Source organism: Streptomyces sp. NPDC004327 (genome assembly GCF_042873935.1).
Classification (GTDB): domain Bacteria; phylum Actinomycetota; class Actinomycetes; order Streptomycetales; family Streptomycetaceae; genus Streptomyces.
The window spans coordinates 296,246-317,762 of record NZ_JBIAME010000010.1 but is presented as its reverse complement, the minus strand read 5'-3'; the positions used below and the strand labels follow the sequence as shown (position 1 = coordinate 317,762).

The 21,517-nt window shown below is 74.4% G+C and carries 22 protein-coding genes and 1 riboswitch; of the genes, 11 read left to right on the top strand and 11 right to left on the bottom strand.

Annotated features, from left to right (window positions below; translation table 11 throughout):
- Positions 1-67 precede the first annotated feature (67 nt).
- Positions 68-796, bottom strand: coding sequence for a DUF6333 family protein (locus ACFYU9_RS31505; RefSeq protein WP_389216820.1), 729 nt, complete (start codon positions 794-796; stop codon positions 68-70).
- 275 nt (positions 797-1,071) lie between these two features.
- On the opposite strand from ACFYU9_RS31505, the gene ACFYU9_RS31500 reads away from it, so the two are divergent.
- Entirely contained in the window at positions 1,072-1,827 is a 756-nt protein-coding gene (locus tag ACFYU9_RS31500) for an SDR family oxidoreductase (RefSeq protein ID WP_389216818.1), read from the top strand.
- A gap of 51 nt (positions 1,828-1,878) precedes the next feature.
- Here the strand turns inward: ACFYU9_RS31500 and amaP are convergent, their stop codons facing one another.
- Genes amaP through ACFYU9_RS31475 form a run of 5 tightly spaced genes read right to left on the bottom strand, consistent with a single transcriptional unit; the run spans position 1,879 to position 4,233 of the window.
- Complete coding sequence (gene amaP, locus ACFYU9_RS31495) at positions 1,879-2,466, bottom strand: alkaline shock response membrane anchor protein AmaP (RefSeq protein ID WP_389216816.1); 588 nt, start codon at positions 2,464-2,466, stop codon at positions 1,879-1,881.
- Between the two features lie 4 nt (positions 2,467-2,470).
- Complete coding sequence (locus ACFYU9_RS31490; protein ID WP_389216813.1) at positions 2,471-3,169, bottom strand: DUF6286 domain-containing protein; 699 nt, start codon at positions 3,167-3,169, stop codon at positions 2,471-2,473.
- A complete protein-coding gene (locus ACFYU9_RS31485; RefSeq protein WP_389216810.1) occupies positions 3,166-3,534 on the bottom strand; it encodes an Asp23/Gls24 family envelope stress response protein in 369 nt (122 codons plus the stop codon). The genes ACFYU9_RS31490 and ACFYU9_RS31485 overlap by 4 nt, the downstream gene beginning before the upstream one ends.
- 6 nt (positions 3,535-3,540) lie before the next feature.
- Entirely contained in the window at positions 3,541-3,732 is a 192-nt protein-coding gene (locus ACFYU9_RS31480; RefSeq protein WP_389216807.1) for a hypothetical protein, read from the bottom strand.
- Positions 3,733-3,771: 39 nt separating this feature from the next.
- On the bottom strand, positions 3,772-4,233 hold the full coding sequence (locus ACFYU9_RS31475; RefSeq protein ID WP_389216804.1) for an Asp23/Gls24 family envelope stress response protein: 462 nt from the start codon (positions 4,231-4,233) through the stop codon (positions 3,772-3,774).
- A gap of 94 nt (positions 4,234-4,327) precedes the next feature.
- Between ACFYU9_RS31475 and ACFYU9_RS31470 the strand changes: the two genes are divergently transcribed.
- A complete protein-coding gene (locus ACFYU9_RS31470) occupies positions 4,328-5,167 on the top strand; it encodes a hypothetical protein (protein WP_389347032.1) in 840 nt (279 codons plus the stop codon).
- Positions 5,168-5,189: 22 nt separating this feature from the next.
- On the opposite strand, the gene ACFYU9_RS31465 is transcribed toward ACFYU9_RS31470, so the two are convergent.
- From ACFYU9_RS31465 to ACFYU9_RS31455, 3 genes are all read right to left on the bottom strand, one after another.
- The gene (locus tag ACFYU9_RS31465; protein WP_389216798.1) at positions 5,190-5,999 is read right to left on the bottom strand and encodes an enoyl-CoA hydratase/isomerase family protein; all 810 of its coding nucleotides are present in this window, start codon (positions 5,997-5,999) and stop codon (positions 5,190-5,192) included.
- Between the two features lie 128 nt (positions 6,000-6,127).
- Complete coding sequence (locus tag ACFYU9_RS31460) at positions 6,128-6,349, bottom strand: helix-turn-helix domain-containing protein (RefSeq protein WP_006123601.1); 222 nt, start codon at positions 6,347-6,349, stop codon at positions 6,128-6,130.
- Positions 6,350-6,713: 364 nt separating this feature from the next.
- Positions 6,714-8,312, bottom strand: coding sequence for an ABC-F family ATP-binding cassette domain-containing protein (locus ACFYU9_RS31455; RefSeq protein ID WP_389216795.1), 1,599 nt, complete (start codon positions 8,310-8,312; stop codon positions 6,714-6,716).
- Positions 8,313-8,520: 208 nt separating this feature from the next.
- Here ACFYU9_RS31455 and ACFYU9_RS31450 point away from each other — a divergent pair, with 208 nt between their 5' ends.
- Together ACFYU9_RS31450 and ACFYU9_RS31445 are read left to right on the top strand one after the other, a co-directional pair.
- Entirely contained in the window at positions 8,521-9,414 is an 894-nt protein-coding gene (locus ACFYU9_RS31450; protein ID WP_389347030.1) for a neutral zinc metallopeptidase, read from the top strand.
- 116 nt (positions 9,415-9,530) lie between these two features.
- Positions 9,531-9,932 (top strand): VOC family protein, encoded by a 402-nt coding sequence (locus tag ACFYU9_RS31445; RefSeq protein ID WP_389216789.1) that lies wholly within the window; start codon positions 9,531-9,533, stop codon positions 9,930-9,932.
- Positions 9,933-9,960: 28 nt separating this feature from the next.
- Here the strand turns inward: ACFYU9_RS31445 and ACFYU9_RS31440 are convergent, their stop codons facing one another.
- Together ACFYU9_RS31440 and ACFYU9_RS31435 are read right to left on the bottom strand one after the other, a co-directional pair.
- The gene (locus ACFYU9_RS31440; RefSeq protein WP_389216786.1) at positions 9,961-11,355 is read right to left on the bottom strand and encodes a hypothetical protein; all 1,395 of its coding nucleotides are present in this window, start codon (positions 11,353-11,355) and stop codon (positions 9,961-9,963) included.
- A gap of 118 nt (positions 11,356-11,473) precedes the next feature.
- A complete protein-coding gene (locus ACFYU9_RS31435; protein ID WP_389347028.1) occupies positions 11,474-12,601 on the bottom strand; it encodes an alpha/beta hydrolase in 1,128 nt (375 codons plus the stop codon).
- A 350-nt stretch (positions 12,602-12,951) separates the two neighbouring features.
- Here ACFYU9_RS31435 and ACFYU9_RS31430 point away from each other — a divergent pair, with 350 nt between their 5' ends.
- The 7 genes from ACFYU9_RS31430 to ACFYU9_RS31400 all read left to right on the top strand — a co-directional run bounded on the left by ACFYU9_RS31430 (position 12,952) and on the right by ACFYU9_RS31400 (position 21,515).
- Complete coding sequence (locus ACFYU9_RS31430) at positions 12,952-14,229, top strand: anion permease (protein ID WP_389347026.1); 1,278 nt, start codon at positions 12,952-12,954, stop codon at positions 14,227-14,229.
- 28 nt (positions 14,230-14,257) lie between these two features.
- Entirely contained in the window at positions 14,258-14,479 is a 222-nt protein-coding gene (locus ACFYU9_RS31425; RefSeq protein ID WP_389216778.1) for a hypothetical protein, read from the top strand.
- 124 nt (positions 14,480-14,603) lie between these two features.
- A riboswitch (cobalamin riboswitch) is annotated at positions 14,604-14,748 on the top strand.
- 31 nt (positions 14,749-14,779) lie between these two features.
- Positions 14,780-15,772 (top strand): cobalamin biosynthesis protein, encoded by a 993-nt coding sequence (locus ACFYU9_RS31420; protein WP_389347024.1) that lies wholly within the window; start codon positions 14,780-14,782, stop codon positions 15,770-15,772.
- Positions 15,769-17,277, top strand: a complete 1,509-nt coding sequence (locus ACFYU9_RS31415; RefSeq protein ID WP_389347021.1) for a cobyric acid synthase — start codon at positions 15,769-15,771, stop codon at positions 17,275-17,277. The genes ACFYU9_RS31420 and ACFYU9_RS31415 overlap by 4 nt, the downstream gene beginning before the upstream one ends.
- Before the next feature lie 193 nt (positions 17,278-17,470).
- Positions 17,471-19,555, top strand: coding sequence for a putative cobaltochelatase (locus ACFYU9_RS31410; protein ID WP_389347019.1), 2,085 nt, complete (start codon positions 17,471-17,473; stop codon positions 19,553-19,555).
- The gene (gene cobO / locus ACFYU9_RS31405) at positions 19,555-20,163 is read left to right on the top strand and encodes a cob(I)yrinic acid a,c-diamide adenosyltransferase (RefSeq protein WP_389216766.1); all 609 of its coding nucleotides are present in this window, start codon (positions 19,555-19,557) and stop codon (positions 20,161-20,163) included. The genes ACFYU9_RS31410 and cobO overlap by 1 nt, the downstream gene beginning before the upstream one ends.
- Positions 20,157-21,515, top strand: coding sequence for a cobyrinate a,c-diamide synthase (locus tag ACFYU9_RS31400; RefSeq protein WP_389347017.1), 1,359 nt, complete (start codon positions 20,157-20,159; stop codon positions 21,513-21,515). The genes cobO and ACFYU9_RS31400 overlap by 7 nt, the downstream gene beginning before the upstream one ends.
- Positions 21,516-21,517: the final 2 nt, after the last annotated feature.

The following is a 21,517-nucleotide window of genomic DNA, read 5'->3' as shown; positions in this document are numbered from 1 at the left end:
GACCGTCAGACATGACAGGGTCATGCCCGTATCGGCGTGTCAATCCAGCGAAGAACCAGGCGAGTTGTCACACATCCGGAAGGAACAGCTCCTCCATGCGGAGGGTGTGCGACTCCGTGCGCCGGACCCGGAAGGCACTCACCCGGTGCCGCGGCCGGGTCCACGGGTCGGCGTCGCCCAGCGCCAGCGAGACGAGGTCGGCCCACTCCACCTGCTCCGGGTCGTCGTCCAGGTCGAGGTCGGCGCCCGCGAGCATCGCGTCCGTGATCCCGAGCGCGGCCGCCACCTCGTACGGATCCCCGGTCAGCTCCCACGGGTCCATGCCGGGCCAGCCGGACGCGTGGAACAGCGTGCCGTCCGGCAGCCACACGAGGTCCTCGGTGTGCGAGTCGCCTCGGTCGAACGACACCCGCCCGAAGATCCGCGCGTCCGGGAACCGTTCGCGCAGCCGCCCCGCCTCGCGGCGCAGCGGCTCGTCGTTGCCGTCGTCGGCGAGCGCGAGATCACTGACCCCGAGCACGCTCCCCCACGCCCCGGCCAGCACCACGTCGAGATCCGACCGCTCGGCCGGAAAGTGCGGCGTCTCGATCGCGGCGCGCTCCCCCAGCTCCGCGAGCACCTCCTCCACACTCCCGAAGGAGGCCGCGAACTCCCGTGCGCTCACGGGGTCGTTGGCCGCCAGGTCATGGACGTCCCGGGCGAACGGGGGCAGGAGGACGGTGAGATCGCAGCGACCGAGCGCACCGTGCACCGGGCGGTCGGACGGCGAGGACCAGTAGTCGGTGATGTCACTCATGGCGGACACGGTACGGGGGGTGGTGCTTGGGGTTCAGGGGTTCGAGGGCCAAGGGCCGGAGAGCCAGGGGTCCGGGTGTCCCAGGGCCGGCAGTCCGGGGTCCGGGTGCACGAGGACCGGGAGTCCCGGGTCCGGCAGTCCGGGGTCCGGCGGTGCCAGGACCGGGAGTGCCGGGTCCGGGAGCCCGAGGCCCGGCGGTGCCAGGACCGACGGTCCCAGGTCCCAGGCCCTGGTGTCCGATTCCGGCCCGGCGGCCCGGAACCTAGAATCGGGGCATGGATCTTGGGCTGAAGGACCGTGTGTACGTGGTGACCGGCGCGACGCGAGGGCTCGGCCGGGCCTCGGCGGAGGCGCTGCTCGCCGAGGGCGCGAAGGTGCTGATCACCGGGCGCGAGGAGAAGACGGTCGCCGACGCGGCCGCCGCCCTCGGCCCGGACGCGGCGGGCATGGCCGCCGACAACACCGATCCGGAGACCCCGGCCCGGCTGATCGCGGAGGCGCGGACCCGGTTCGGCCGGTTCGACGGCGTCCTCATCAGCGTCGGCGGCCCGGCGCCGGGCTTCGCCGCCGACAACACCGACGAGCAGTGGTCGGCCGCCTTCGACACCGTCTTCCTCGGCGCGGTGCGGCTCGCCCGCGCGGCGGCGGAGACGCTGCCCGAGGGCAGCGTCATCGGCTTCGTCCTGTCCGCCTCGGTGCACGAGCCGATCCCCGGCCTCGCCATCTCCAACGGGCTGCGCCCGGGCCTGGCCGGCTTCGCCAAGTCCCTCGCCAACGACCTGGGCCCGCGCGGCATCCGGGTGGTCGGCCTGCTGCCCAGCCGCATCGACACCGACCGGGTGCGCCACCTCGACGCCCTCTCGGGCGACGCGGACGCGGCCCGCGCGGCGAGCGAGGCGTCGATCCCGCTCCGCCGCTACGGCACGCCGGAGGAGTTCGGCCGCACGGCCGCGTTCCTGCTCTCGCCGGCCGCCTCGTACCTCACGGGCGTGATGCTGCCGGTGGACGGCGGGGCGCGCAGCGGCTTCTGACGGTTCGGATCGCCGGAGGCCGGGGAGATCGGCGCAGCCCCGGCCCGGTCCCTACACCACCCGGCGGGCCCGGTGCTTGACCGCCCGCAGCCGGGCCTCGGTCGGCAGGGCGGGCAGGCCCGTGGAAGTGCGGGCGTTGCCGAGCGCCGTGTCGGCGAGGGCACTGAGGGCACCGGCCGGGGAGGCGTACGGCTCCAGGAGCAGCGCGACCCGGGTACGGGGCGCGCCGCGCCGGCCGGTGAGCGCCACCCGGGCCCGGGCCACGCCCTCCTGGGCCGCCGCGTCCGCCTCCAGGACCGCCTCCAGGGACCGGCCGTGCACCACGGCCTCCTCGCCGTCGCCGGTCTCGACCACGACCTCGCGCAGCCGGGCCCGCCGGAACTGGGCGATCAGCCACCACAGCGCGAGCAGCACGACGAGTCCGAGCACGGCGATGACCACCGGCCACCACCAGCCCTCGGCGCGCCAGTGCTGCCGCTCGGCGCGGCTGAGCAGCACGTCGTCGGGGCCCGACCAGGGCCACCACGAGGGCAGGGACACCCCGAGACCGGCCACGAGCACCGCCCCGCCGCCCACGACCAGGAGCAGTCCGGCGAGGGCGAGCACGATGCGGTTGACGCGCCGCAGCACCCTGGTCACGGTGTCACCTCTTCCTGGGCGGCCGGGCCACCCGTACGGTCACGGCCGGCGGCCGGGCCAGGGCCAGTTCGTCGACGCCGGTGGCGAGAACCGCTTCGAGGTCGGCGCGCACCTCGTCCAGCTCGCGGAAGTGCGACACCGCCCGCACGGCCACCTTGGCGCGGCCCGCCTTGACGCGCACCGACTGCACGCCCGACACCTCGATCGCGCGGTCCCGCAGCGCGAGCGCCGCGGCCTCCCGGTCGAGTCCGGCCCGCACATCGGGGTGCCGGCGGCGCATCGGCAGCACGGCCCGCAGCCCCGGCGTGAGCGCAAGCAACAGCAACCAGATCCCGAGCACCACGGCGACGGACGCGCCGGCCAGCACCCACGTGTCGTCCAGCGGACGGGTCGCGAGGTCCTGGGCGAGGGAGCGCCGCCAGGCCATGGCGGTGTGACCGGCACGGACGGCGGCGACGTCGTACAGCAACAGCCCGGCGCCGCCGAGCAGCACGACGGCGAGTACGGCGGCGGGGATGCGCCGCACGGACCAGAAGCGCCGCACGGGCCCGGCCGCGCCGTCGGCCAGGACGGGCACGCCGTCCGGGGCCGCGGGGTCGGCGGGCGACCCGGAAGCGGGGCCGGACGGAGGGTGCGCGTGGGGCGGCGCCGGGGGCCCGGCCCCCGGTCCCGCCTCGCCCTGCGGCTCTCGTTCCTCCGTCATTTCAGCCGCCCCCGTCTGCGGTCGTGGCCGTGCCCGGCCGTGTACGCGGAGTGGAGGCGCTCGACGTGCACCAGGACCTCGTGGACCTCGATGCCGGCCAGTTCCTCCACGCGGTGGCGGACGCGTCCGCGCACCGCGCCGCACTGGCGGCCGATGTCGGCGGGGTAGTCGAGTTCGAGGCTCACCGAGACATGGGCGATGTCACGGTGGACGACCACCGAGGCGTGCGGGGGCGAGCCGTCCGCGGGGACGGCGTCGATCGCCTCCCGGGCCGCCTGCGCGGCGATCTTCGCGACGACCCGGTCGGCGACCGTGGTCGCGCCCCGGGTGGCCGCCCCCACCCGCTCCTTGACCAGCGTCGGCACCCCGGGTCACCGCCGCCGTTCGCCGCGCTCGCGGCCCCGGAAGAGGTCGCCGGGTTCCAGGTCCCCGTCGGCGAACCGGCCGACCACGAAGCCGATCGCGCCCAGCGCCGCGACCAGGACGAACGCGCCGAAGCCACCGAAGTACCCGGCGAATCCGAGCGCCATGCCGGCCACCAGGCCGATCACCGCCATGCTCATGTTGAGCCCTTGCCCTTCCGCTCGCGCCGACCGGGGCGGCTACTGGAGCCGCGACTCCGGCTCGTCTTCCTCTTCGTCCGGCAGCTTCACGTCGCTGACGGCGATGTTGACCTCGACGACCTCAAGGCCGGTCATCCGCTCGACGGCGGCGATGACGTTCTCCCGGACGGCGCCGGCGACGTCGGCGATGGAGACGCCGTAGTCGACGACGATCTCCAGGTCGAGCGCGGTCTGCACCTCGCCGACCTCGGCCTTCACCCCACGGGTGACCGATGTCGTCTTGCCGCCGCCGCCGGGGACGCGGTCGCGCATGGCGCCGAGGGTGCGGGACAGGCCGCTGCCCATGGCGTGGACGCCGACGACGTCCCGCGCGGCGAGGCCGGCGATCTTCTCGACGACGCCGTCGGCGATCGTGGTGCGCCCGCGGGTGGCGGGATCACCGCCGCCGCGTTTGATCACCGGGGTCTGGGTCTTCTGGTCGGAGCGCGTGGTGTCAGCCATAGCCGCCATATCCCTTCCGTTACCATTTCCCCTCTTTCGCCCACACTAAGGGCGCTTGCCCGCTCTCGCGTCAGGAATGCGGCAGGCTGGGGCAATGACGACGGCGGAGATGTGGCGCGTGACGGACCGGCTGCTGCCGCTCGGCGACGCGGCGGACGGCGCGTGGATCGCGGAGCGGGCGGTACGGGCACTGCTGACGGAGGCGGCTTCGGGGGTGTGGGGCGTGGTGCCGAAGCGCCCACGCTTCACCCTCGTGGGCGAGGCGGCGGACGGGGCCGGACGCGGGCACGCCGGCGGGGCCGCCAACCACGCCCCAGGCGAAGCCACGACGGCAGACGACACCACGACAGCCGGCGAGGCCGCGGACGCCTCGGCAGGGGGCGGCCCGGGCCGCGCCGCGGACGAAGCCGGCGGCGCGGGCGGGCGTCCCGCCACGGCCTCCGGCCTCGCCCCGGATTCGCCCTTCCCCGTACCGCCGGGCGGGCTGCCGCCCGGGCCGCTGCGCGTCACGCTGGACTTCGCGGCCGTGGCCGGCCGGCCGCTGCCGCAGCTCGCGGCCAGGCTGCGGGGCGCGCTCCTCGACGTGGCGGAGCGGGCGCTCGGGCTCACGGTCGCCGAGGTGGACCTGCGGGTGACGGAGCTCCTCGACGCGCCCCCGAAGCCGGCGGACACCACTGGGCCACCCGGGCGAACCTCGCCTCCGGCCCCCGACGACCCGGGCGCCCTCGCCGCGCTCGCGGTCCCGGGCGTGGCCGCACTCACGGACGCGTTCGGCGCCCCGCTCCGGCGTGACGCCGCCGGCCGGCTGCGGATCGAGGTGGCGGTGACGGCGGGGCACCGCGCGGTGGACGTGGCGCGGGCCGTCCGTACGGCCGTGACCGCCGCCGCCCCCGGGGCGACGACGGTCACGGTGCTGGTGTCGGAGGTCCGGTGAGCGAGGCCCGACGGGCTCCGGCTCAGTCGCCCAGGCCCGCCAGGTCGCGCAGGCGCCGCCCCTGCGCCGCACGCTCGGCGACGCGCTGCTCCTCGTACGAGCGGCCGGAGACGCCCTGGAGCAGCGCCTTGGTCTCGATGACCGCGTCGCGCGGCGCGGCGAGCAGGGCCGCGGCCAAGTCGCGCACGGCGGCGTCGAGTTCGGCCGTCGGCACGGCGATGTTGGCGAGGCCGATGCGCTCGGCCTCGTCGGCGTGGACGAATCGTCCGGTCGCGCAGATCTCGAGCGCGCGGGCGTAGCCGACCAGCGAGACGAGCGGGTGCGTCCCGGTGAGGTCCGGGACGAGACCCAGGCTGGTCTCGCGCATGGCGAACTGCACGTCGTCGGCGACGACCCGCAGGTCGCAGGCGAGGGCCAGCTGGAAGCCGGCCCCGATGGCGTGGCCCTGGACGGCCGCGATCGACACGAGGTCGCTGCGGCGCCACCAGGTGAACGCCTCCTGGTACTCGGCGATGGTCGCGTCGAGGTCCGCGTCGGACCCGCGCGCCATCTCCAGGAAGGACGGCTCTCCGTCGAAGCCCTCGGGCGTGAACGCCTGCCGGTCGAGGCCTGCGGAGAAGGACTTGCCCTCGCCGCGCAGGACCACGATCCGTACGCTGCCCGGGAGTGACCGGCCGGCTTCCGTCAACGCCCGCCACAGAGCGGGAGACTGGGCGTTGCGCTTCGCCGGATTGGTCAGGGTCACCGTGGCAACGGCGTCCTCGACGGTGAGCCGTACACCGTCCTTGTCGAAAACGAGCTCAGTGTGCTCGGAGTCGTCGAGCGTAGTCATGGGGCGCCTCCCGGTCACGGTGCAGCACTGCATCCGATGCTAAGTGACTGCACAGTAACCACCCGGTCGACCGCACGGTCGACCGGGTGGCCACCGAGAGACCCGGTAGGCCGGTCGAGCCGCCCCTGTCAGGCCGAGGCCGCCTTCTTGCCCCGTGTCGCTCCGCCGCGTCCACGCAGCGTGACTCCGGACTCACTGAGCATCCGGTGGACGAATCCATAGGAGCGACCGGTTTCCTCGGCCAGCGCCCGGATGCTCGCACCGGAGTCGTACTTCTTCTTCAGGTCTGCCGCGAGCTTGTCGCGCGCGGCGCCGGTCACCCGGCTGCCCTTCTTCAGAGTCTCGGCCACCCGTGCCTCCTCATGGGAAGTGCGCTCTGGACTTCTCATGATCACCCCTCCCGTCCGTCCTGGCCACCCATTCGACAAGGTCCGTGCCATTCGCTTGCCTCGGGCGGTACGCACCGTCACGACCGGAATTGATCGTTCCGGTGGGCTCGCCGACCGCCCGGAAGCCGCCGTGGCGGGGAAGTGCCAGGTCAGCGGCGCGCGTGGCGGAAAAACGCCACGCGGGCCCTGGCGGAAGGATTCCGCAGGGCCCGCGCAGGGGGTATGAGACGCACTCACTCAGATGAAGGATCACCCATGAGCCGAATGATCCAGCCCGACATGATCCGACCGCGGCCGGGAGACCACGGAGAGCGCCGGGAGGCGGTCAGGCCAGGGCGACCAGGTCCGCGTAGTCGGCGCCCCACAGGTCCTCGACGCCGTCCGGGAGCAGGATGATCCGCTCCGGGTCGAGCGCCTCGACCGCGCCCTCGTCGTGGGTGACGAGCACGACCGCGCCCTTGTACGTGCGCAGCGCGCCGAGGATCTCCTCGCGGCTGGCCGGGTCCAGGTTGTTGGTGGGCTCGTCGAGGAGCAGCACGTTCGCCGAGGAGACGACCAGGGTCGCGAGCGCGAGCCGGGTCTTCTCGCCGCCGGAGAGCACGCCGGCCGGCTTGTCGACGTCGTCGCCGGAGAAGAGGAAGGAGCCGAGCACCTTGCGCACCTCGACGAGGTCGAGGTCGGGCGCGGAGGAGCGCATGTTCTCCAGGACGGTGCGCTCGGGGTCGAGGGTCTCGTGCTCCTGGGCGTAGTAGCCGAGCTTGAGGCCGTGGCCCGGGGTGACCTCGCCGGTGTCGGGCTGCTCGACGCCGCCGAGCAGGCGCAGCAGCGTCGTCTTGCCGGCGCCGTTGAGGCCGAGGATGACGACGCGGGAGCCCTTGTCGATGGCGAGGTTCACATCGGTGAAGATCTCGAGGGAACCGTACGACTTGGACAGACCCTCCGCGGTGAGCGGGGTCTTGCCGCAGGGCGCGGGGTCCGGGAAGCGCAGCTTGGCGACCTTGTCGGAGACGCGGACCGCCTCCAGGCCGGAGAGCAGGCGCTCGGCGCGCTTGGCCATGTTCTGCGCGGCGACCGTCTTGGTGGCCTTGGCGCGCATCTTGTCGGCCTGCGAGTTGAGCGCGGCGGCCTTCTTCTCGGCGTTCTGGCGCTCGCGCCTGCGACGCTTCTCGTCGGCCTCGCGCTGCTGCTGGTAGAGCTTCCAGCCCATGTTGTAGACGTCGATCGTGGAGCGGTTGGCGTCCAGGTAGAACACCTTGTTCACCACGGTCTCGACGAGGTCCACGTCGTGGGAGATGACGATGAAGCCGCCGCGGTACGTCTTCAGGTAGTCGCGCAGCCAGACGATCGAGTCGGCGTCGAGGTGGTTGGTCGGCTCGTCGAGGAGCAGGGTGTCGGCGTCCGAGAAGAGGATGCGGGCGAGCTCGATGCGGCGGCGCTGACCACCGGAGAGGGTGTGCAGCGGCTGGCCGAGCACCCGGTCGGGCAGCCCGAGGGCGGCGGCGATCGTGGACGCCTCGGCCTCGGCCGCGTACCCGCCCTTGGTGAGGAACTCGGTCTCCTGGCGCTCGTACTGCCGCAGGGCCTTCTCGCGGGTGGCGCCGCTGCCGGTGGCGATGCGCTCCTCGTTCTGCCGCATCTTGCGGATCAGCACGTCGAGGCCGCGGGCGGAGAGGATCCGGTCGCGGGCGAGGATGTCGAGGTCGCCGGTGCGCGGGTCCTGCGGGAGGTAGCCGACCTCGCCGGAGCGGGTGATGGCGCCGGCGGCGGGCTGCCCCTCGCCCGCGAGGCACTTGGTGAGGGTGGTCTTGCCCGCTCCGTTGCGGCCGACGAGGCCGATGCGGTCGCCCTTGGCGACGCGGAAGGAAGCGGACTCGATGAGGACACGGGCGCCGGCGCGCAGCTCGATGCCGGAAGCGGTGATCACGGACAGACTCCAGGGCGGTGGGAAACGGCGGAAGGACGGCTGGGCGGAGCTTCGACGCCGCTAATGCACAAGGAGAATGGCCATGCGGCAAGTCTAACGGGCACGTGCAACTGGTTTTAGGCCACGCGATATACCTCACATGCACCACAAAAAGGGTGACAGACGGCGGATCCCCCGATACTCGGCAATGACGCGGAGGGCGGTGGGCATGCAGTTCGACGACGACGCCGATCTGGACACCTCGGAGGTCAAGGACGTCCGGGGCAGCCGTATTCCCGGCGGCCGGGCCACCGTGGGCGGCGGGATCATCGGCCTCGTCGCGCTGGTCCTCGGCCTGTTCTTCGGCGTGGGCCCCGAGGAGCTGGGCCTCTCCTCCACCGGCGACGAGCCCGCGTCCGCGACCTCCTCGTCGGCCGCCCAGGTCGCCCAGACGTGCAAGAAGGGCTCGGACGCCAACACCCGCGACGACTGCCGGATCGTGGCGGTCGTCAACAGCGTGCAGGACTTCTGGCGGAGCGAGTACGCGCGGCACGGCGGGCGGTACGCGGCCGCCTCGACCGTCGTGTTCAGCCGGCAGGTCCCGACCGCGTGCGGCACGGCGAGCTCGGCGGTCGGCCCCTTCTACTGCCCGGCCGACCGGCAGGTCTATCTGGACCTGGGCTTCTTCGACGAGCTGCGCACCACGTTCGGCTCCACCGGTGGTCCCTTCGCGCAGGCGTACGTGGTGGCGCACGAGTACGGCCACCACGTGCAGAACCTGATGGGCACGCTGGCCCGGGCCCAGGACGGCCGCACCGGCGCGAATTCCAACGCGGTCCGGGTCGAGCTCCAGGCCGACTGCTACGCGGGGGTGTGGGCGCGGCACGCGACGACCACGCCCGACGAGAAGACCGGCAGGCCGCTGCTCACCCGGCTCACGGAGCAGGACGTCCGCGACGGCCTGGACGCGGCGGCGGCGGTCGGCGACGACCGGATCCAGGAACGCTTCCAGGGCCGGGTGACGCCGGAGAGCTGGACGCACGGCTCGGCGGCGCAGCGGCAGCAGTGGTTCTCCACCGGCTACGGCAGCGGCGACATGGCGCGCTGCGACACCTTCCGGTGAGCGACGGACGGCCCGGAACGGTTCGGAACGGTTCGGGTCGGGTCGAACCCGGCCGGGACGGGCCGAGTAGATCCAGTCAGATCAGATCAGATGTGGTCAGAAAGGAAACGATCACGATGACCGACGCACCCGACATCTCCCCGACCCTGCTCTACGACGACGCGAAGGCGGCCGTCGCCCTCCTCACCGGCGCCTTCGGCTTCACCGCGGACGCCGTCTTCGAGGGCGAGGACGGCCGGGTCATGCACGCCGAGCTGTCCTACGGCAACGGGACGGTGATGCTCGGCAGCAGGGGCACGGGCAGCGCGTTCGACAAGGCGATGTCCGGCGCGGGTCCCGTTGGGGTGTACGTGCGCGTCGACGACGTGGACGCCCACCACGCCAGGGCGGCGGCGGCCGGCGCGGAGATCGTGATGCCGCCGACCGACCAGGACTACGGCGCCCGGGACTACATGGCCCGGGACGCCGAGGGCAACGTCTGGAGCTTCGGGACGTACGCCCCCGGCAGCTCCGCGTAGGTCGCCCGCGCGGATCCGCCCGCGCCGGTCAGGCGCCGCCCGTGTGGACCTGGAAGGCGGCGCGGCGCAGCGCCTTGGCCAGGGCCGGGTCGGGGTGCGCGGCGGCCAGGGCGACCAGGACCTGGACGGTGCGCGGATGGCCCACGGCCCGGACCTCGTCGAGCAGGGCCGGGACGGTGCCCTGGACCGCGGAGTCGAGGTGGCGGACGAGCAGCGTGCTCTCGCCGTGATCGGCGACGGCGGCCGCGGTGTCCACCCACAGCCAGGTGGCCTCCTCGCGGGTGAGCACCTCGGGCGCCTCGTCCGGGTCCGCGCCCTCGTACTCGGCGAGCCAGAGCAGCGCGTACGGGCGCAGGGACGGCTCCGCGAGGGCGGCGCGGACCTCGGGCTCGGCCGGGGCGCCGACGACCCGCAGCGCCTCGAAGGCGAGGCCGCGCAGCAGGGCGTCCTCGCCCCGGGCGACGGCGATCAGCTCGGCGACGGCGCTGGAGAGCGTCCGGGCGGCGAGCCAGGCGCGGTACTCGTCGCGGGCCGGGCCGGGGGTGAGCCGGGCGCAGCCGCGGAGCATGTCCTCGGCGGCCTGCTCGATGTTGCCGGCCGGGCTCTGGGCGGCGACGCAGATCTGTTCCAGCTTGACCCAGACCGCCCAGTTGCCGAGCGGGGTGAGGGTGGCCTGGCCGCCGTCGGGGCCGTCGCCGAGGGTGAGGGCGCCGACGTCGGCGAGGCCCGCCAGGGCCCAGTCGAGCAGCGCGGGCAGGCCCTCGGCGGGGTGCGGCGGCTCGGCGGGCTCGCCGGGCACGGCGGGGACCTCGCAGCGCTCCTCGCGGAGTTCGGCGACGCGCTGGCGCAGCAGGTCGAGCAGGCCGGTCACGGGGACGGGCCCGGCGGACAGCTGGAGCAGCGAGAGGACCTGGGGGACGGCCTCGACGACCTCGGCGACGGCGCCGGCCGCCACGTCCTCGGGCGCCGGGTGGGCGAGCGACCAGGCGTCGAAGAGCGCGACCCAGCCGCGCAGCACGGCGGAGTCGTCGCGGTCCCAGGCGGTCAGCCGCCAGCCGGGGCGGGCGGTGCCGCCGTGCAGCTCGACGAGCCCGGCGAGCCGCGCGCGGTCCCAGCCGGCCCGGACCTGTCCGGGGGTCAGATCGAGTGCGGCGGCGGCCTGTTCGCCGTCCGGGAGGGCGGGGAGTGCCGTCTCGGCCCGCCGGCCGGCCGCGGCCCAGCGGGCGATCCGCACCGCGTCGGCGAGCACGGCCCGGGCCTGCAGGGCGAGTTCCGCGCGGGGCGGGGTCCCCTCGGGCGGCCGGGGCGCCGGGCGGGTGCGCCGGGTCGTCACGGCCTTGCGCGCGGTGGCGAGCGGCCGCGGACGGACGAGTCGGAGTCTGGAGTTGCGCGCCAATGGTTCATCGGGCTTTCGAGACGTCACGGGGGCAGTCTTCCCGTTGACGGCCCGAAAGCCCAATCGGAATGCGGGGCGCCGCCGTACGGGCCCGGGATTCCGGGCCGGGAGGGCGGACGCGAGCCGTGGCGGCGCTCGGGGCGGGTTACACGAGCGGGGTCAGGAAGCGGCGCAGCGCCTCCTCGTAGCGGACCGGGTCCGCGTTCCACATGGCGGCGTGCGGGGCGTCGCGGACCGTGGTGAGGGTGACGAGCTCGGGGCGGAGCTCGGCGAGGCGGCGCGAGCGGTCCCAGGGGGCGAGGGTGTCGTCCGGGCCGTGGAAGAGCAGGGTCGGCACGCGCAGCCCGTGCGGGTCGGCGGCCTCCTGGAGCCGGTCGCCGTGGTAGCCGGTGCGGCCCTGGGCGGCGCGCACGGCGAGCGGGACCAGCGGGGCGGGGACGCGGTGGGCGGCGGCCAGGCCGCGCAGGGTGGCCTCCCAGTCGAGGACCGGGGAGTCGAGGACGAGGCCGCGGATCCGGTCGCGGACGCCGGAGCTCTCGGCGGCGTGCAGGGCCATCGAGGCGCCGGTGCCCCAGCCGAGCAGGACGACGCCGGTGGCGCCGCGTCGTACGGCGTAGCGGATGGCGGCGTCGGCGTCCCGCCACTCGGAGTCGCCGAGGTGGCCGAGTCCGTCGGGGGCCTCGGGCGCGCCGGCGTCGCCGCGGTAGGCGGGGACGAGGACCGGGACGCGCCTGCGGTGCAGGAAGGGGACGAGGTTGAGCGCGTGCTCGCGGGTGGTGCCGATGCCGTGCAGGGCGATCACCCAGGTGGTGCGCGGGCCGGGCACGACCCAGGCGGGCAGGCTGCCGAGTTCGCCGGGGATCTCGACGTCCTCGTAGGGCAGGCCGAGGGCGGTCCGGGGGGTGCCGCGGTGCAGTTGCGGGGTGAGCCTGACCCGGACGCCGGGGGCGAGGGCGCCGAGCTCGACGCGTTCGAGCCGGCGCACCACGGTGTCGGCGGTGTGCGGGACCCGGTCGAGCACCGGGCCGACGACGGCGTGCAGCCCGTCGGCCTCGATCCCGTACGTACCGGGGCGCAGCGCGGCGAGGCTGCGGGTGAGGCTGATCCGCTCCGGTCCCGTGGCGTGCACGGTGAGCCGGGGGTCGCCCGGGAAGGGGCGGCGGGAAGGCACGCGGAGGGCGGCGTCGCTGGCGTACCGGCCGGCCACGAGGGCGGCCGCGCCGAGACCGAGCACGGTGGTGACGGCCGCTGCCGTCGCGGTAACGGGGCGCACGGTCCCAGTGTCGGCAGCCGGGCCGCGCCCTGCCACCCGGCGGCGCCTCCCGGGGACTCCTTCGAGTGACGTGGGTCTCGTCCGCCGGGTCCTCCGTGGGGCTGAAGCGGTCCACGGGGCGATACGGGACGGAAGCGGCGGACGCTACGCGCGTTGCGTCGGGCCCGGAACGGCACGGTTTACCCGGGGTTGCACGGTGACCGCATCGTGGACAACAGGTCCGTCCGACGCATAAGCGGAATGCCCTGACCCCGGAACGGGACACCACTGCGCCCGACCCAGTTCACCTTCCGTTCACCCAGGTTGCTTACGTTCAACGCGCCACTGACGTCAAACGATTGCCTGGGTAAATGGAACACATCACGCTGCTGCTCGCCATTGTGGTCGTGACAGCTCTAGTGTTCGATTTCACGAACGGTTTCCACGACACCGCCAACGCGATGGCCACGACCATCTCGACCGGTGCACTCAAGCCCAAGACGGCGGTGGCCATGTCCGCCGTGCTGAACCTGGTCGGCGCGTTCCTCTCCGTCGAGGTCGCCAAGACGATCTCCAAGGGGCTCGTCGACGAGACGGGAATCCAGCCCGAAGTCATCCTCGCCGCGCTCGTCGGCGCGATCCTGTGGAATCTGGTGACCTGGCTGGTCGGACTGCCGTCCAGCTCCTCGCACGCCCTCATGGGCGGCCTCATCGGCGCGACCGTCGCCTCGATCGGCTTCAGCGGCGTCAACGGCGAGAGCGTCGTGACCAAGGTCCTCATCCCGGCGGTCGCCGCCCCGATCGTCGCCGGCATCGCCGCGACGATCGCCACGCGCCTGACGTACCGCATCGGCAAGGGCACGAACGACAAGGCCACGGAGAAGGGCTACCGGGCCGGTCAGATCGCCTCCGCCGGTCTCGTCTCGCTCGCCCACGGCACCAACGACGCCCAGAAGACGATGGGCATCATCACCCTCGCCCTGGTCGCCGGCGGCGTCCTCGCCCCCGGCTCCAACCCGCCGGTCTGGGTCATCGTCTCCGCCGGTGCGGCCATCGCGCTCGGCACCTTCCTCGGCGGCTGGCGCATCATCCGCACCATGGGCAAGGGCCTCACCGACCTCCAGCCGCAGCAGGGCTTCGCCGCCCAGACCAGCGCCGCCACGGTCATCCTGGCCTCCTCCCACCTGGGCTTCTCCCTCTCCACCACGCACGCCGTCTCCGGCTCCGTGATGGGCGCGGGCCTGGGCCGCAAGGGCGGTGTCGTCCGCTGGTCGACCGCCACCCGCATGTTCGTCGCCTGGGGCCTGACCCTGCCGGCCGCCGGCCTGGTCGGTGCCGGCGCCGAGTACGTCGCGCGGCAGGGCCAGTGGGGCGTCTACGTCGTCGCGGCCTTCCTGGTCGCCTCCTGCGCCGCCATCTGGCTCGTCTCGCGCCGCCAGGTCGTCGACCACACCAACGTCAACGACGTCGAGGACGCCCCCGCGGCCGAGGCCGAGAGCGCGGGCGTCGTGACCACCGCCATCGCGGCCGTCACCCCGCCGCCGGCCGGCTCCGTCGCCGCCGTCGCGGACGAGGACCTGAAGGCCACCATCCCCGCCCCGAACCCCGCGGACCCGGCCGCTCCGGCCGCCCCCGCCGCCGCGGTCTGACGGATCTCACGGAACTGGAAGCACGGACATGAAGATCGACTGGGCAGCTCTCGGCTCCGTCTTCGGAGTCAGCCTCGTGGTGACCGTCGCCCTCGTGGGCTTCTTCACCCTCGGCGTCGCCGGCCTCTCCAAGCAGGAGCGGGCCGCGGCCGGCGGGGGCTCGGCCCCGCTGGCCCGCACCGGCGCCTACGCCTGCTTCGCGCTCTGCGCGGCGGCCGTGGCGTACGGCATCTACCTGATCGTCGCCTGACCCGACGACCCCGACGGCCGGGCGGCCCGCACCTCGCGTGCGGGCCGCCCGGCTTTCGCGTACCGGTGCCGTGTTTGTGGTGCTTCGCACAGTGACGCGACGCAGGTCAAGGGTGAGTTGACGGCTGTTCGCGGAGCGTGGTGGACTGCCGAGGCCATTACGGCGGCAAGGAAGAGGAAGTCCGGTGCGATTCCGGCGCGGTCCCGCCACTGTGACCGGCCCCCACGGGCCGGGAGTCAGGAACTCTCGCCGCCGGTCACGTCGACCCAGGGCGCGGACCCTGAGTGAGGACACAGCGCCATGCCCGGCCGCGGCCCGAGCCCGTCCCGCACCACCGCCGTCTTCGCGTACGGAGCGGCCGCCGGCCTCGCCGCCGACCTGCTCGTCGGCGACCCGCGGCGCGGCCATCCGGTCGCCGCCTTCGGCCGCGCCGCCGCCGCCGTCGAGCGGCGCCTGCACCACGACCACCGCGCCTGGGGCGCCCTGCACACCGCCGTCTGCGCGGGCGGCGCCGTCGCGCTCGGCGCCCTCGCCGCCCGTACGGTACGGGGCGGCGGCAAGGCCTCCGTCGCCCTGACCGCGGCCTCCGTGTGGGCCGTCGTCGGCGGTACGACCCTGGGCCGCGAGGCCCGCGCGATCGGCGGCGCGCTCGCCGCCGGCGACCTGGACGTCGCCCGGGAACGGATGCCGCACCTGGTCGGCCGCGACCCGCAGGCGCTCGACGGGCCCGCGATGGCCCGCGCGGTCGTCGAATCGGTCGCCGAGAACACCTCCGACGCCGTCGTGGGCGCCCTCTTCTGGGGCGCGGTCGCGGGCGTGCCGGGCCTCCTCGGCTTCCGGGCGGTCAACACCCTGGACGCGATGGTCGGCCACAAGTCGCCGCGCTACCGCCGCTTCGGCTGGGCCTCGGCCCGCCTCGACGACCTCGCCGGCTGGCCCGGCGCCCGGCTCACCGCCGCGCTCGCCGCCGTCGCCGCCGTCCCCGGCGGGAATCCGCGGGGCGCGATTCGGGCCTGGCGGGCGGATGCCGGCAAGCACCCGAGCCCCAACGCGGGCCCGGTGGAGGCCGCCTTCGCGGGCGCGCTCGGCGTACGGCTCGGCGGCACCCTGTCGTACGGCGGCCGGATCGAACACCGGCCCGTCCTCAACGCGGACGGACGGGCCGTCGAGGTGGCCGACATCGAGCGGGCGGTCACGCTGTCGCGCCGGGTGACCTGGCTGACCCTGGCCGCCTGCGTGGGCGGCCGGACGATCATCAGTGCCGTACGCGGCAGGAAGCGGAGGGGCGCATGAAGGGCGGGGGGCTGCTCGTCGCCGGGACCACGTCCGACGCGGGCAAGAGCGTCGTCACGGCCGGCATCTGCCGGTGGCTGGTCCGGCAGGGCCTGAAGGTCGCGCCGTTCAAGGGACAGAACATGTCCCTGAACTCCTTCGTGACCCGGGAGGGCGCCGAGATCGGCCGCGCCCAGGCCATGCAGGCGCAGGCCGCGCGCGTGGAGCCGACCGCGCTGATGAACCCGGTGCTGCTCAAGCCCGGCAGCGACCGCTCCAGCCAGGTGGTCCTCATGGGCAAGCCGGTCGGCGAGCTCAGCGCCCGCGGCTACCACGGCGGCCGGCAGCAGCAGCTCTTCGAGCCGGTCCTCGGCTGCCTGGAGGAGCTGCGCGCCACGCACGACGCGGTGATCTGCGAGGGCGCGGGCAGCCCGGCCGAGATCAACCTGCGGCGCACCGACATCGTCAACATGGGCATCGCGCGGGCGGCCCGGCTCCCGGTGGTCGTGGTCGGCGACATCGACCGCGGCGGCGTCTTCGCCCAGTTCTTCGGCACGACCGCGCTCCTCGCGCCCGAGGACCAGCGGCTCGTCGCCGGCTACCTGGTGAACAAGTTCCGCGGCGACGTCACGCTCCTCGAACCGGGCCTCGACATGCTGCACGGCCTCACCGGCCGCCGCACCTTCGGCGTCCTGCCGTACGCCCACGGGCTCGGCATCGACGAGGAGGACGGCCTGCGCGTCTCGCTGCGCGGCACCGTCCGCGAGTCCGTCGTCGCGCCGCCCGTCGGCGAGGACGTGCTGCGGGTCGCCGTCTGCGCCGTACCGCTCATGTCCAACTTCACGGACGTCGACGCGCTGGCCGCCGAGCCGGGCGTCGTCGTCCGCTTCGTCGACCGCCCGGAGGAGCTGGCCGACGCGGACCTGGTCGTCGTGCCGGGCACCCGGGGCACCGTGAAGGCGCTGGCCTGGCTGCGCGAACGCGGCCTCGCCGACGCGCTCGCCCGGCGCGCCGCCGAGGGCCGCCCGGTCCTCGGCATCTGCGGCGGCTTCCAGGTCCTGGGCGAACACATCGACGACGAGGTCGAGTCGAAGGCCGGCCCCGTCGAGGCGCTCGGCCTGTTGCCCGTACGGGTCCGCTTCGCGCCCGAGAAGACCCTGGCCCGACCGGTCGGCGAGGCCCTCGGCGAGCACGTCGAGGGGTACGAGATCCACCACGGCGTCGCGGACGTACGCGGCGGGGAGCCGTTCCTCGACGGCTGCCGCGTCGGCGCGGTCTGGGGCACCCACTGGCACGGCTCCCTGGAGAGCGACGCCTTCCGCCGCGCCTTCCTGCGCGAGGTGGCATCGGCGGCCGGCCGCCGCTTCGTGCCCGCGCCCGACACGTCGTTCGGCACCCTGCGCGAGGAACAGCTCGACCGCCTCGGCGACCTGATCGAGGAACACGCGGACACGGACGCGCTGCTCCGGCTGATCGAGAAGGGCGCGCCGGAGGGGCTGCCGTTCGTGCCGCCGGGGGCGCCGTGAGCGCGCGACCGAGCCGCGCTGGGGCCGCCGGTGGCATCCCCGCGGGTGCGGGGAGCACGCCAGGACTCCGTCCACAGCCGGGCTCACGGCGGGATCATCCCCGCTCGCGCGGGGAGCACCGCGCCATAGTGGCCCGGCATGGCCACACAGACACTTTCGATCGCAGCAGTTCCCTCGAAAGGGGTATCGGTTAATGGCCTCCGTTCCCTATCCGTTCACCGCCGTCGTCGGCATGGACGACATGCGGCTGAGCCTGCTGCTCAACGCCGTCTCACCCGGCATCGGCGGTGTGCTGGTGCGAGGTGAGAAGGGCACAGCCAAGTCGACGCTCGTACGCGCCCTCTCCACCCTGCTGCCCACCATGGACGTCGTGGCGGGCTGCCGCTTCTCGTGCTCGCCGGAAGCGCCCGACTCGGAATGCCCTGACGGGCCGCACGAGCCCGCGGCAGGCGTCTCGCGTCCGACGCGCCTGGTCGAGCTGCCGGTCGGGGCGTCCGAGGACCGGCTCGTCGGCGCACTGGACATCGAGCGGGCGCTCTCGGAGGGCGTCAAGGCCTACGAGCCGGGGCTACTCGCGCAGGCTCACCGCGGCATCCTGTACGTCGACGAGGTCAACCTCCTGCACGACCACCTGGTGGATCTTCTCCTCGACGCGGCCGCCATGGGACAGTCGCACGTCGAGCGCGAGGGCGTCTCCGTGCGGCATGCCGCTCGCTTCCTGCTCGTCGGCACGATGAACCCCGAAGAGGGCGAGCTGCGGCCGCAGTTGCTCGACCGGTTCGGCCTGACCGTGGAGGTGGCCGCCTCCCGCGACCCGGAGCAGCGAGTGGAGGTCGTGCGGCGGCGGCTGGCGTTCGAGGACGACCCGGCCGGGTTCGTGGGCCGCTGGGCCGGCGAGGAGGCGGCGCTGGGGGAGCGGATCGTCGCCGCGCGCGAGCTGCTGCCGCGGGTGGTGCTGGGCGATGCCGCCCTGCTCCAGATCGCCGCGACGTGCGCCGCCTTCGAGGTGGACGGCATGCGCGCCGACATCGTCATGGCGCGCACGGCGACCGCGCTCGCCGCCTGGGCGGGGCGGACGGAGGTCACCTCCGAGGACGTACGGCAGGCGGCGCTGCTCGCGCTCCCCCACCGTCGCCGGCGCGCACCCTTCGACGCGCCCGGCCTGGACGAGGACAAGCTCGACGAGACCCTTGAGCAGTTCAAGGGCGACGACGAGCCCGATGACGAGCCCGAGCCGGACGGTCCGGGCGACGGAGGTCCCGGCGGGGGCGGCGGGGGCGGGGGCGGGATTCCGCCGCAGGGCGACGCGCCCGCGTCCGAGGAGTCCCCGGCTCCCGCGCCGGACAGCACTCCGGACGGTGCTCCGGACGGCGCGCCCGCACCGCAGAACGCCGGCCCCGGCGCCGGCGCCGGCGAGCGCGCCGCCGTGAAGGCCGCTGAGCCCTTCCGTACGAAGATGCTCAGCGTGCCCGGACTGGGCGAGGGCGCGGCCGGGCGCCGTTCCCGGGCCCGTACCGAGCACGGTCGGACCACCGGCGCGACCCGGCCCAAGGGCGCGCTGACCAAGCTGCACCTGGCCGCGACCGTGCAGGCCGCCGCCCCGCACCAGAAGGCGCGCGGCCGCGCCGGCCGGGGGCTGGTGGTGCGCCGGGACGATCTGCGGCAGGCAGTCCGCGAGGGCCGGGAGGGCAATCTGGTCCTGTTCGTCGTGGACGCGTCCGGGTCGATGGCGGCGCGGCAGCGGATGGGCGCGGTGAAGGGCGCGGTGCTTTCGCTGCTGCTCGACGCGTACCAGCGGCGGGACAAGGTCGGTCTGGTGACCTTCCGGGGCAAGGGCGCGGAGGTCGCCCTGCCGCCCACGTCGTCGGTCGACGCGGCCGCCGCCCGGCTCGAACTGCTTCCCACCGGCGGCCGTACGCCGCTGTCCGCGGGGCTGCTCAAGGCGCACGACGTGCTGCGCGTGGAGCGGCTGCGCGATCCCTCGCGCCGTCCGCTGCTCGTCGTCGTGACCGACGGCCGGGCCACCGGTGGCGGCGCGGACCCGGTGGCGCTCGCGGCGCGGGCCGCGCGGCTGCACGCCGCCGACGGTACGGCCGCGGTGGTCGTGGACTGCGAGTCGGGCCCGGTGCGGCTCGGTCTCGCCGGGAACCTCGCCCGTGAACTCGGCGGCACCGCCGTCACCCTGGACGAGCTGCGCGCCGACTCGATCGCCGGGCTCGTCCGTTCCGTACAAGGCAATCACTCCGCCAACCGCTCTGACGCCAGGAGGGCCGCGTAATGCCCAAGGGACAGCCGACCGTCGTTCCGGACGACGGTCTCACCACCCGTCAGCGCCGCAACCGGGCGCTGGTGATGGTGCACACGGGGGTCGGCAAGGGTAAGTCGACCGCCGCGTTCGGCATGGCGCTGCGCGCGTGGAACCAGGGCTGGCCGATCGGGGTGTTCCAGTTCGTCAAGTCCGCGAAGTGGCGGGTCGGCGAGGAGAACGCGCTGAAGGCGCTCGGCGAGACCGGCAAGGGCGGCACGGTCGTCTGGAACAAGATGGGCGAGGGCTGGTCCTGGATCCAGCGCGAGGTCGCCGAGGGCGAGCAGTCGCACGAGGAGAAGGCGCGCGAGGGCTGGGAGCAGGTCAAGCGGGACCTGGCCGAGGAGAAGTACCGGTTCTACGTCCTCGACGAGTTCGCGTACCTGCTGCACTGGGGCTGGATCGACACCAAGGAGGTCGTCGAGGTGCTGGCGAACCGTCCGGGGCAGCAGCACGTCGTCATCACCGGCCGCAACGCCCCGCAGGAGCTGGTGGACTTCGCGGACCTCGTGACGGACATGTCGAAGGTGAAGCACCCGATGGACGCGGGTCAGAAGGGCCAGCGGGGCATCGAGTGGTAGCACGTCTCGTCATCGCCGCCCCGTCCTCGGGCGCGGGCAAGACCACGGTCGCGACCGGTCTGATGGCCGCGTTCGCCGGCCGTGGTCTCGCGGTCTCCCCGCACAAGGTCGGCCCGGACTACATCGACCCGGGCTACCACGCGCTGGCCACCGGCCGCCCGGGCCGCAACCTGGACGCGTTCATGTGCGGTACGGGGCTGGTCGCGCCGCTCTTCGCGCACGGTGCGCGCGGGGCGGACCTGGCGGTCGTCGAGGGCGTGATGGGCCTGTACGACGGGGCCGCGGGCCAGGGCGAACTGGCGTCCACCGCGCAGGTCGCGAAGCTGCTGCGGGCGCCGGTCGTCCTCGTCGTGGACGCCTCCTCGCAGTCCCGGTCGGTCGCCGCGCTCGTGCACGGCTTCGCGTCCTGGGACCCGGAGGTGCGGCTCGGCGGGGTGATCCTGAACAAGGTCGCGACGGACCGGCACGAGGCGCTGCTGCGGGAGGCCCTGGAGGAGTCGGGCGTGCCGGTGCTCGGCGTGCTGCGGCGGGCGCCGGCGGTGGAGACGCCGTCGCGGCACCTGGGTCTGGTGCCGGTGGCGGAGCGGCAGGCGCAGGCGGTCGCCGCGGTGGCGGCGCAGGCGGAGCAGGTGCGGCAGGGGTGTGACCTGGAGGGCCTGCTGGCGCTCGCGCGGTCGGCGCCGCCCCTGCCGGACGAGGCGTGGTCGGCCGATGTCGTCGCACCGTCCGCCGGTGGTCCGGTCGCGCCCGCGGCCCGACCGGTGGTCGCCGTGGCCGGCGGGGCCGCCTTCACCTTCTCGTACGCCGAGCACACCGAGCTGCTGACCGCGGCGGGCGCCGACGTCGTCACCTTCGACCCGCTGCGCGACGAGGCGCTTCCCGAGGGCACGTCCGGGCTGGTCATAGGCGGCGGCTTCCCCGAGGTGTACGGGGAGCAGCTGTCCGCGAACGAGCCGCTGCGCGGGGCCGTCGCCGGGCTCGCCGCGTCGGGCGCGCCGGTCGCCGCCGAGTGCGCCGGGCTGCTCTATCTCGCGCGGTCGCTCGACGGGCGGCCGATGTGCGGGGTGCTGGACGCCGACGCGCGGATGTCGTCGCGGCTGACGCTGGGGTACCGCGACGCGGTCGCGGTGGGCGACAGCGCGCTGGCCGCGGCCGGGACGCGGATGCGGGGCCACGAGTTCCACCGGACGGTGATCGAGCCGGGCGCGGGCGCCCGGCCGGCGTGGGGGCTGCGGCAGCCGGAGACGCGCGTCGAGGGCTTCGTACAGGGTGGTGTGCACGCCAGTTATCTGCACACGCACTGGGCGGGGGCTCCGGAGGTCGCCGCCCGGTTCGTGGCGCACTGCCGGTGAGT

What these genes read in the sequence shown, in the direction of transcription:
- ACFYU9_RS31430 (WP_389347026.1), top strand. Translation starts at nt 12,952, where the DNA reads ATGGAACACATCACGCTGCTGCTCGCCATTGTGGTCGTGACAGCTCTA.
- ACFYU9_RS31480 (WP_389216807.1), bottom strand. Translation starts at nt 3,732, where the DNA reads ATGAGCATGGCGGTGATCGGCCTGGTGGCCGGCATGGCGCTCGGATTC.
- ACFYU9_RS31410 (WP_389347019.1), top strand. Translation starts at nt 17,471, where the DNA reads ATGGCCTCCGTTCCCTATCCGTTCACCGCCGTCGTCGGCATGGACGAC.
- ACFYU9_RS31500 (WP_389216818.1), top strand. Translation starts at nt 1,072, where the DNA reads ATGGATCTTGGGCTGAAGGACCGTGTGTACGTGGTGACCGGCGCGACG.
- ACFYU9_RS31420 (WP_389347024.1), top strand. Translation starts at nt 14,780, where the DNA reads ATGCCCGGCCGCGGCCCGAGCCCGTCCCGCACCACCGCCGTCTTCGCG.
- ACFYU9_RS31445 (WP_389216789.1), top strand. Translation starts at nt 9,531, where the DNA reads ATGACCGACGCACCCGACATCTCCCCGACCCTGCTCTACGACGACGCG.
- ACFYU9_RS31450 (WP_389347030.1), top strand. Translation starts at nt 8,521, where the DNA reads ATGCAGTTCGACGACGACGCCGATCTGGACACCTCGGAGGTCAAGGAC.
- ACFYU9_RS31425 (WP_389216778.1), top strand. Translation starts at nt 14,258, where the DNA reads ATGAAGATCGACTGGGCAGCTCTCGGCTCCGTCTTCGGAGTCAGCCTC.
- ACFYU9_RS31490 (WP_389216813.1), bottom strand. Translation starts at nt 3,169, where the DNA reads ATGACGGAGGAACGAGAGCCGCAGGGCGAGGCGGGACCGGGGGCCGGG.
- ACFYU9_RS31465 (WP_389216798.1), bottom strand. Translation starts at nt 5,999, where the DNA reads ATGACTACGCTCGACGACTCCGAGCACACTGAGCTCGTTTTCGACAAG.
- ACFYU9_RS31505 (WP_389216820.1), bottom strand. Translation starts at nt 796, where the DNA reads ATGAGTGACATCACCGACTACTGGTCCTCGCCGTCCGACCGCCCGGTG.
- cobO (WP_389216766.1), top strand. Translation starts at nt 19,555, where the DNA reads ATGCCCAAGGGACAGCCGACCGTCGTTCCGGACGACGGTCTCACCACC.
- ACFYU9_RS31470 (WP_389347032.1), top strand. Translation starts at nt 4,328, where the DNA reads ATGACGACGGCGGAGATGTGGCGCGTGACGGACCGGCTGCTGCCGCTC.
- ACFYU9_RS31415 (WP_389347021.1), top strand. Translation starts at nt 15,769, where the DNA reads ATGAAGGGCGGGGGGCTGCTCGTCGCCGGGACCACGTCCGACGCGGGC.
- ACFYU9_RS31475 (WP_389216804.1), bottom strand. Translation starts at nt 4,233, where the DNA reads ATGGCTGACACCACGCGCTCCGACCAGAAGACCCAGACCCCGGTGATC.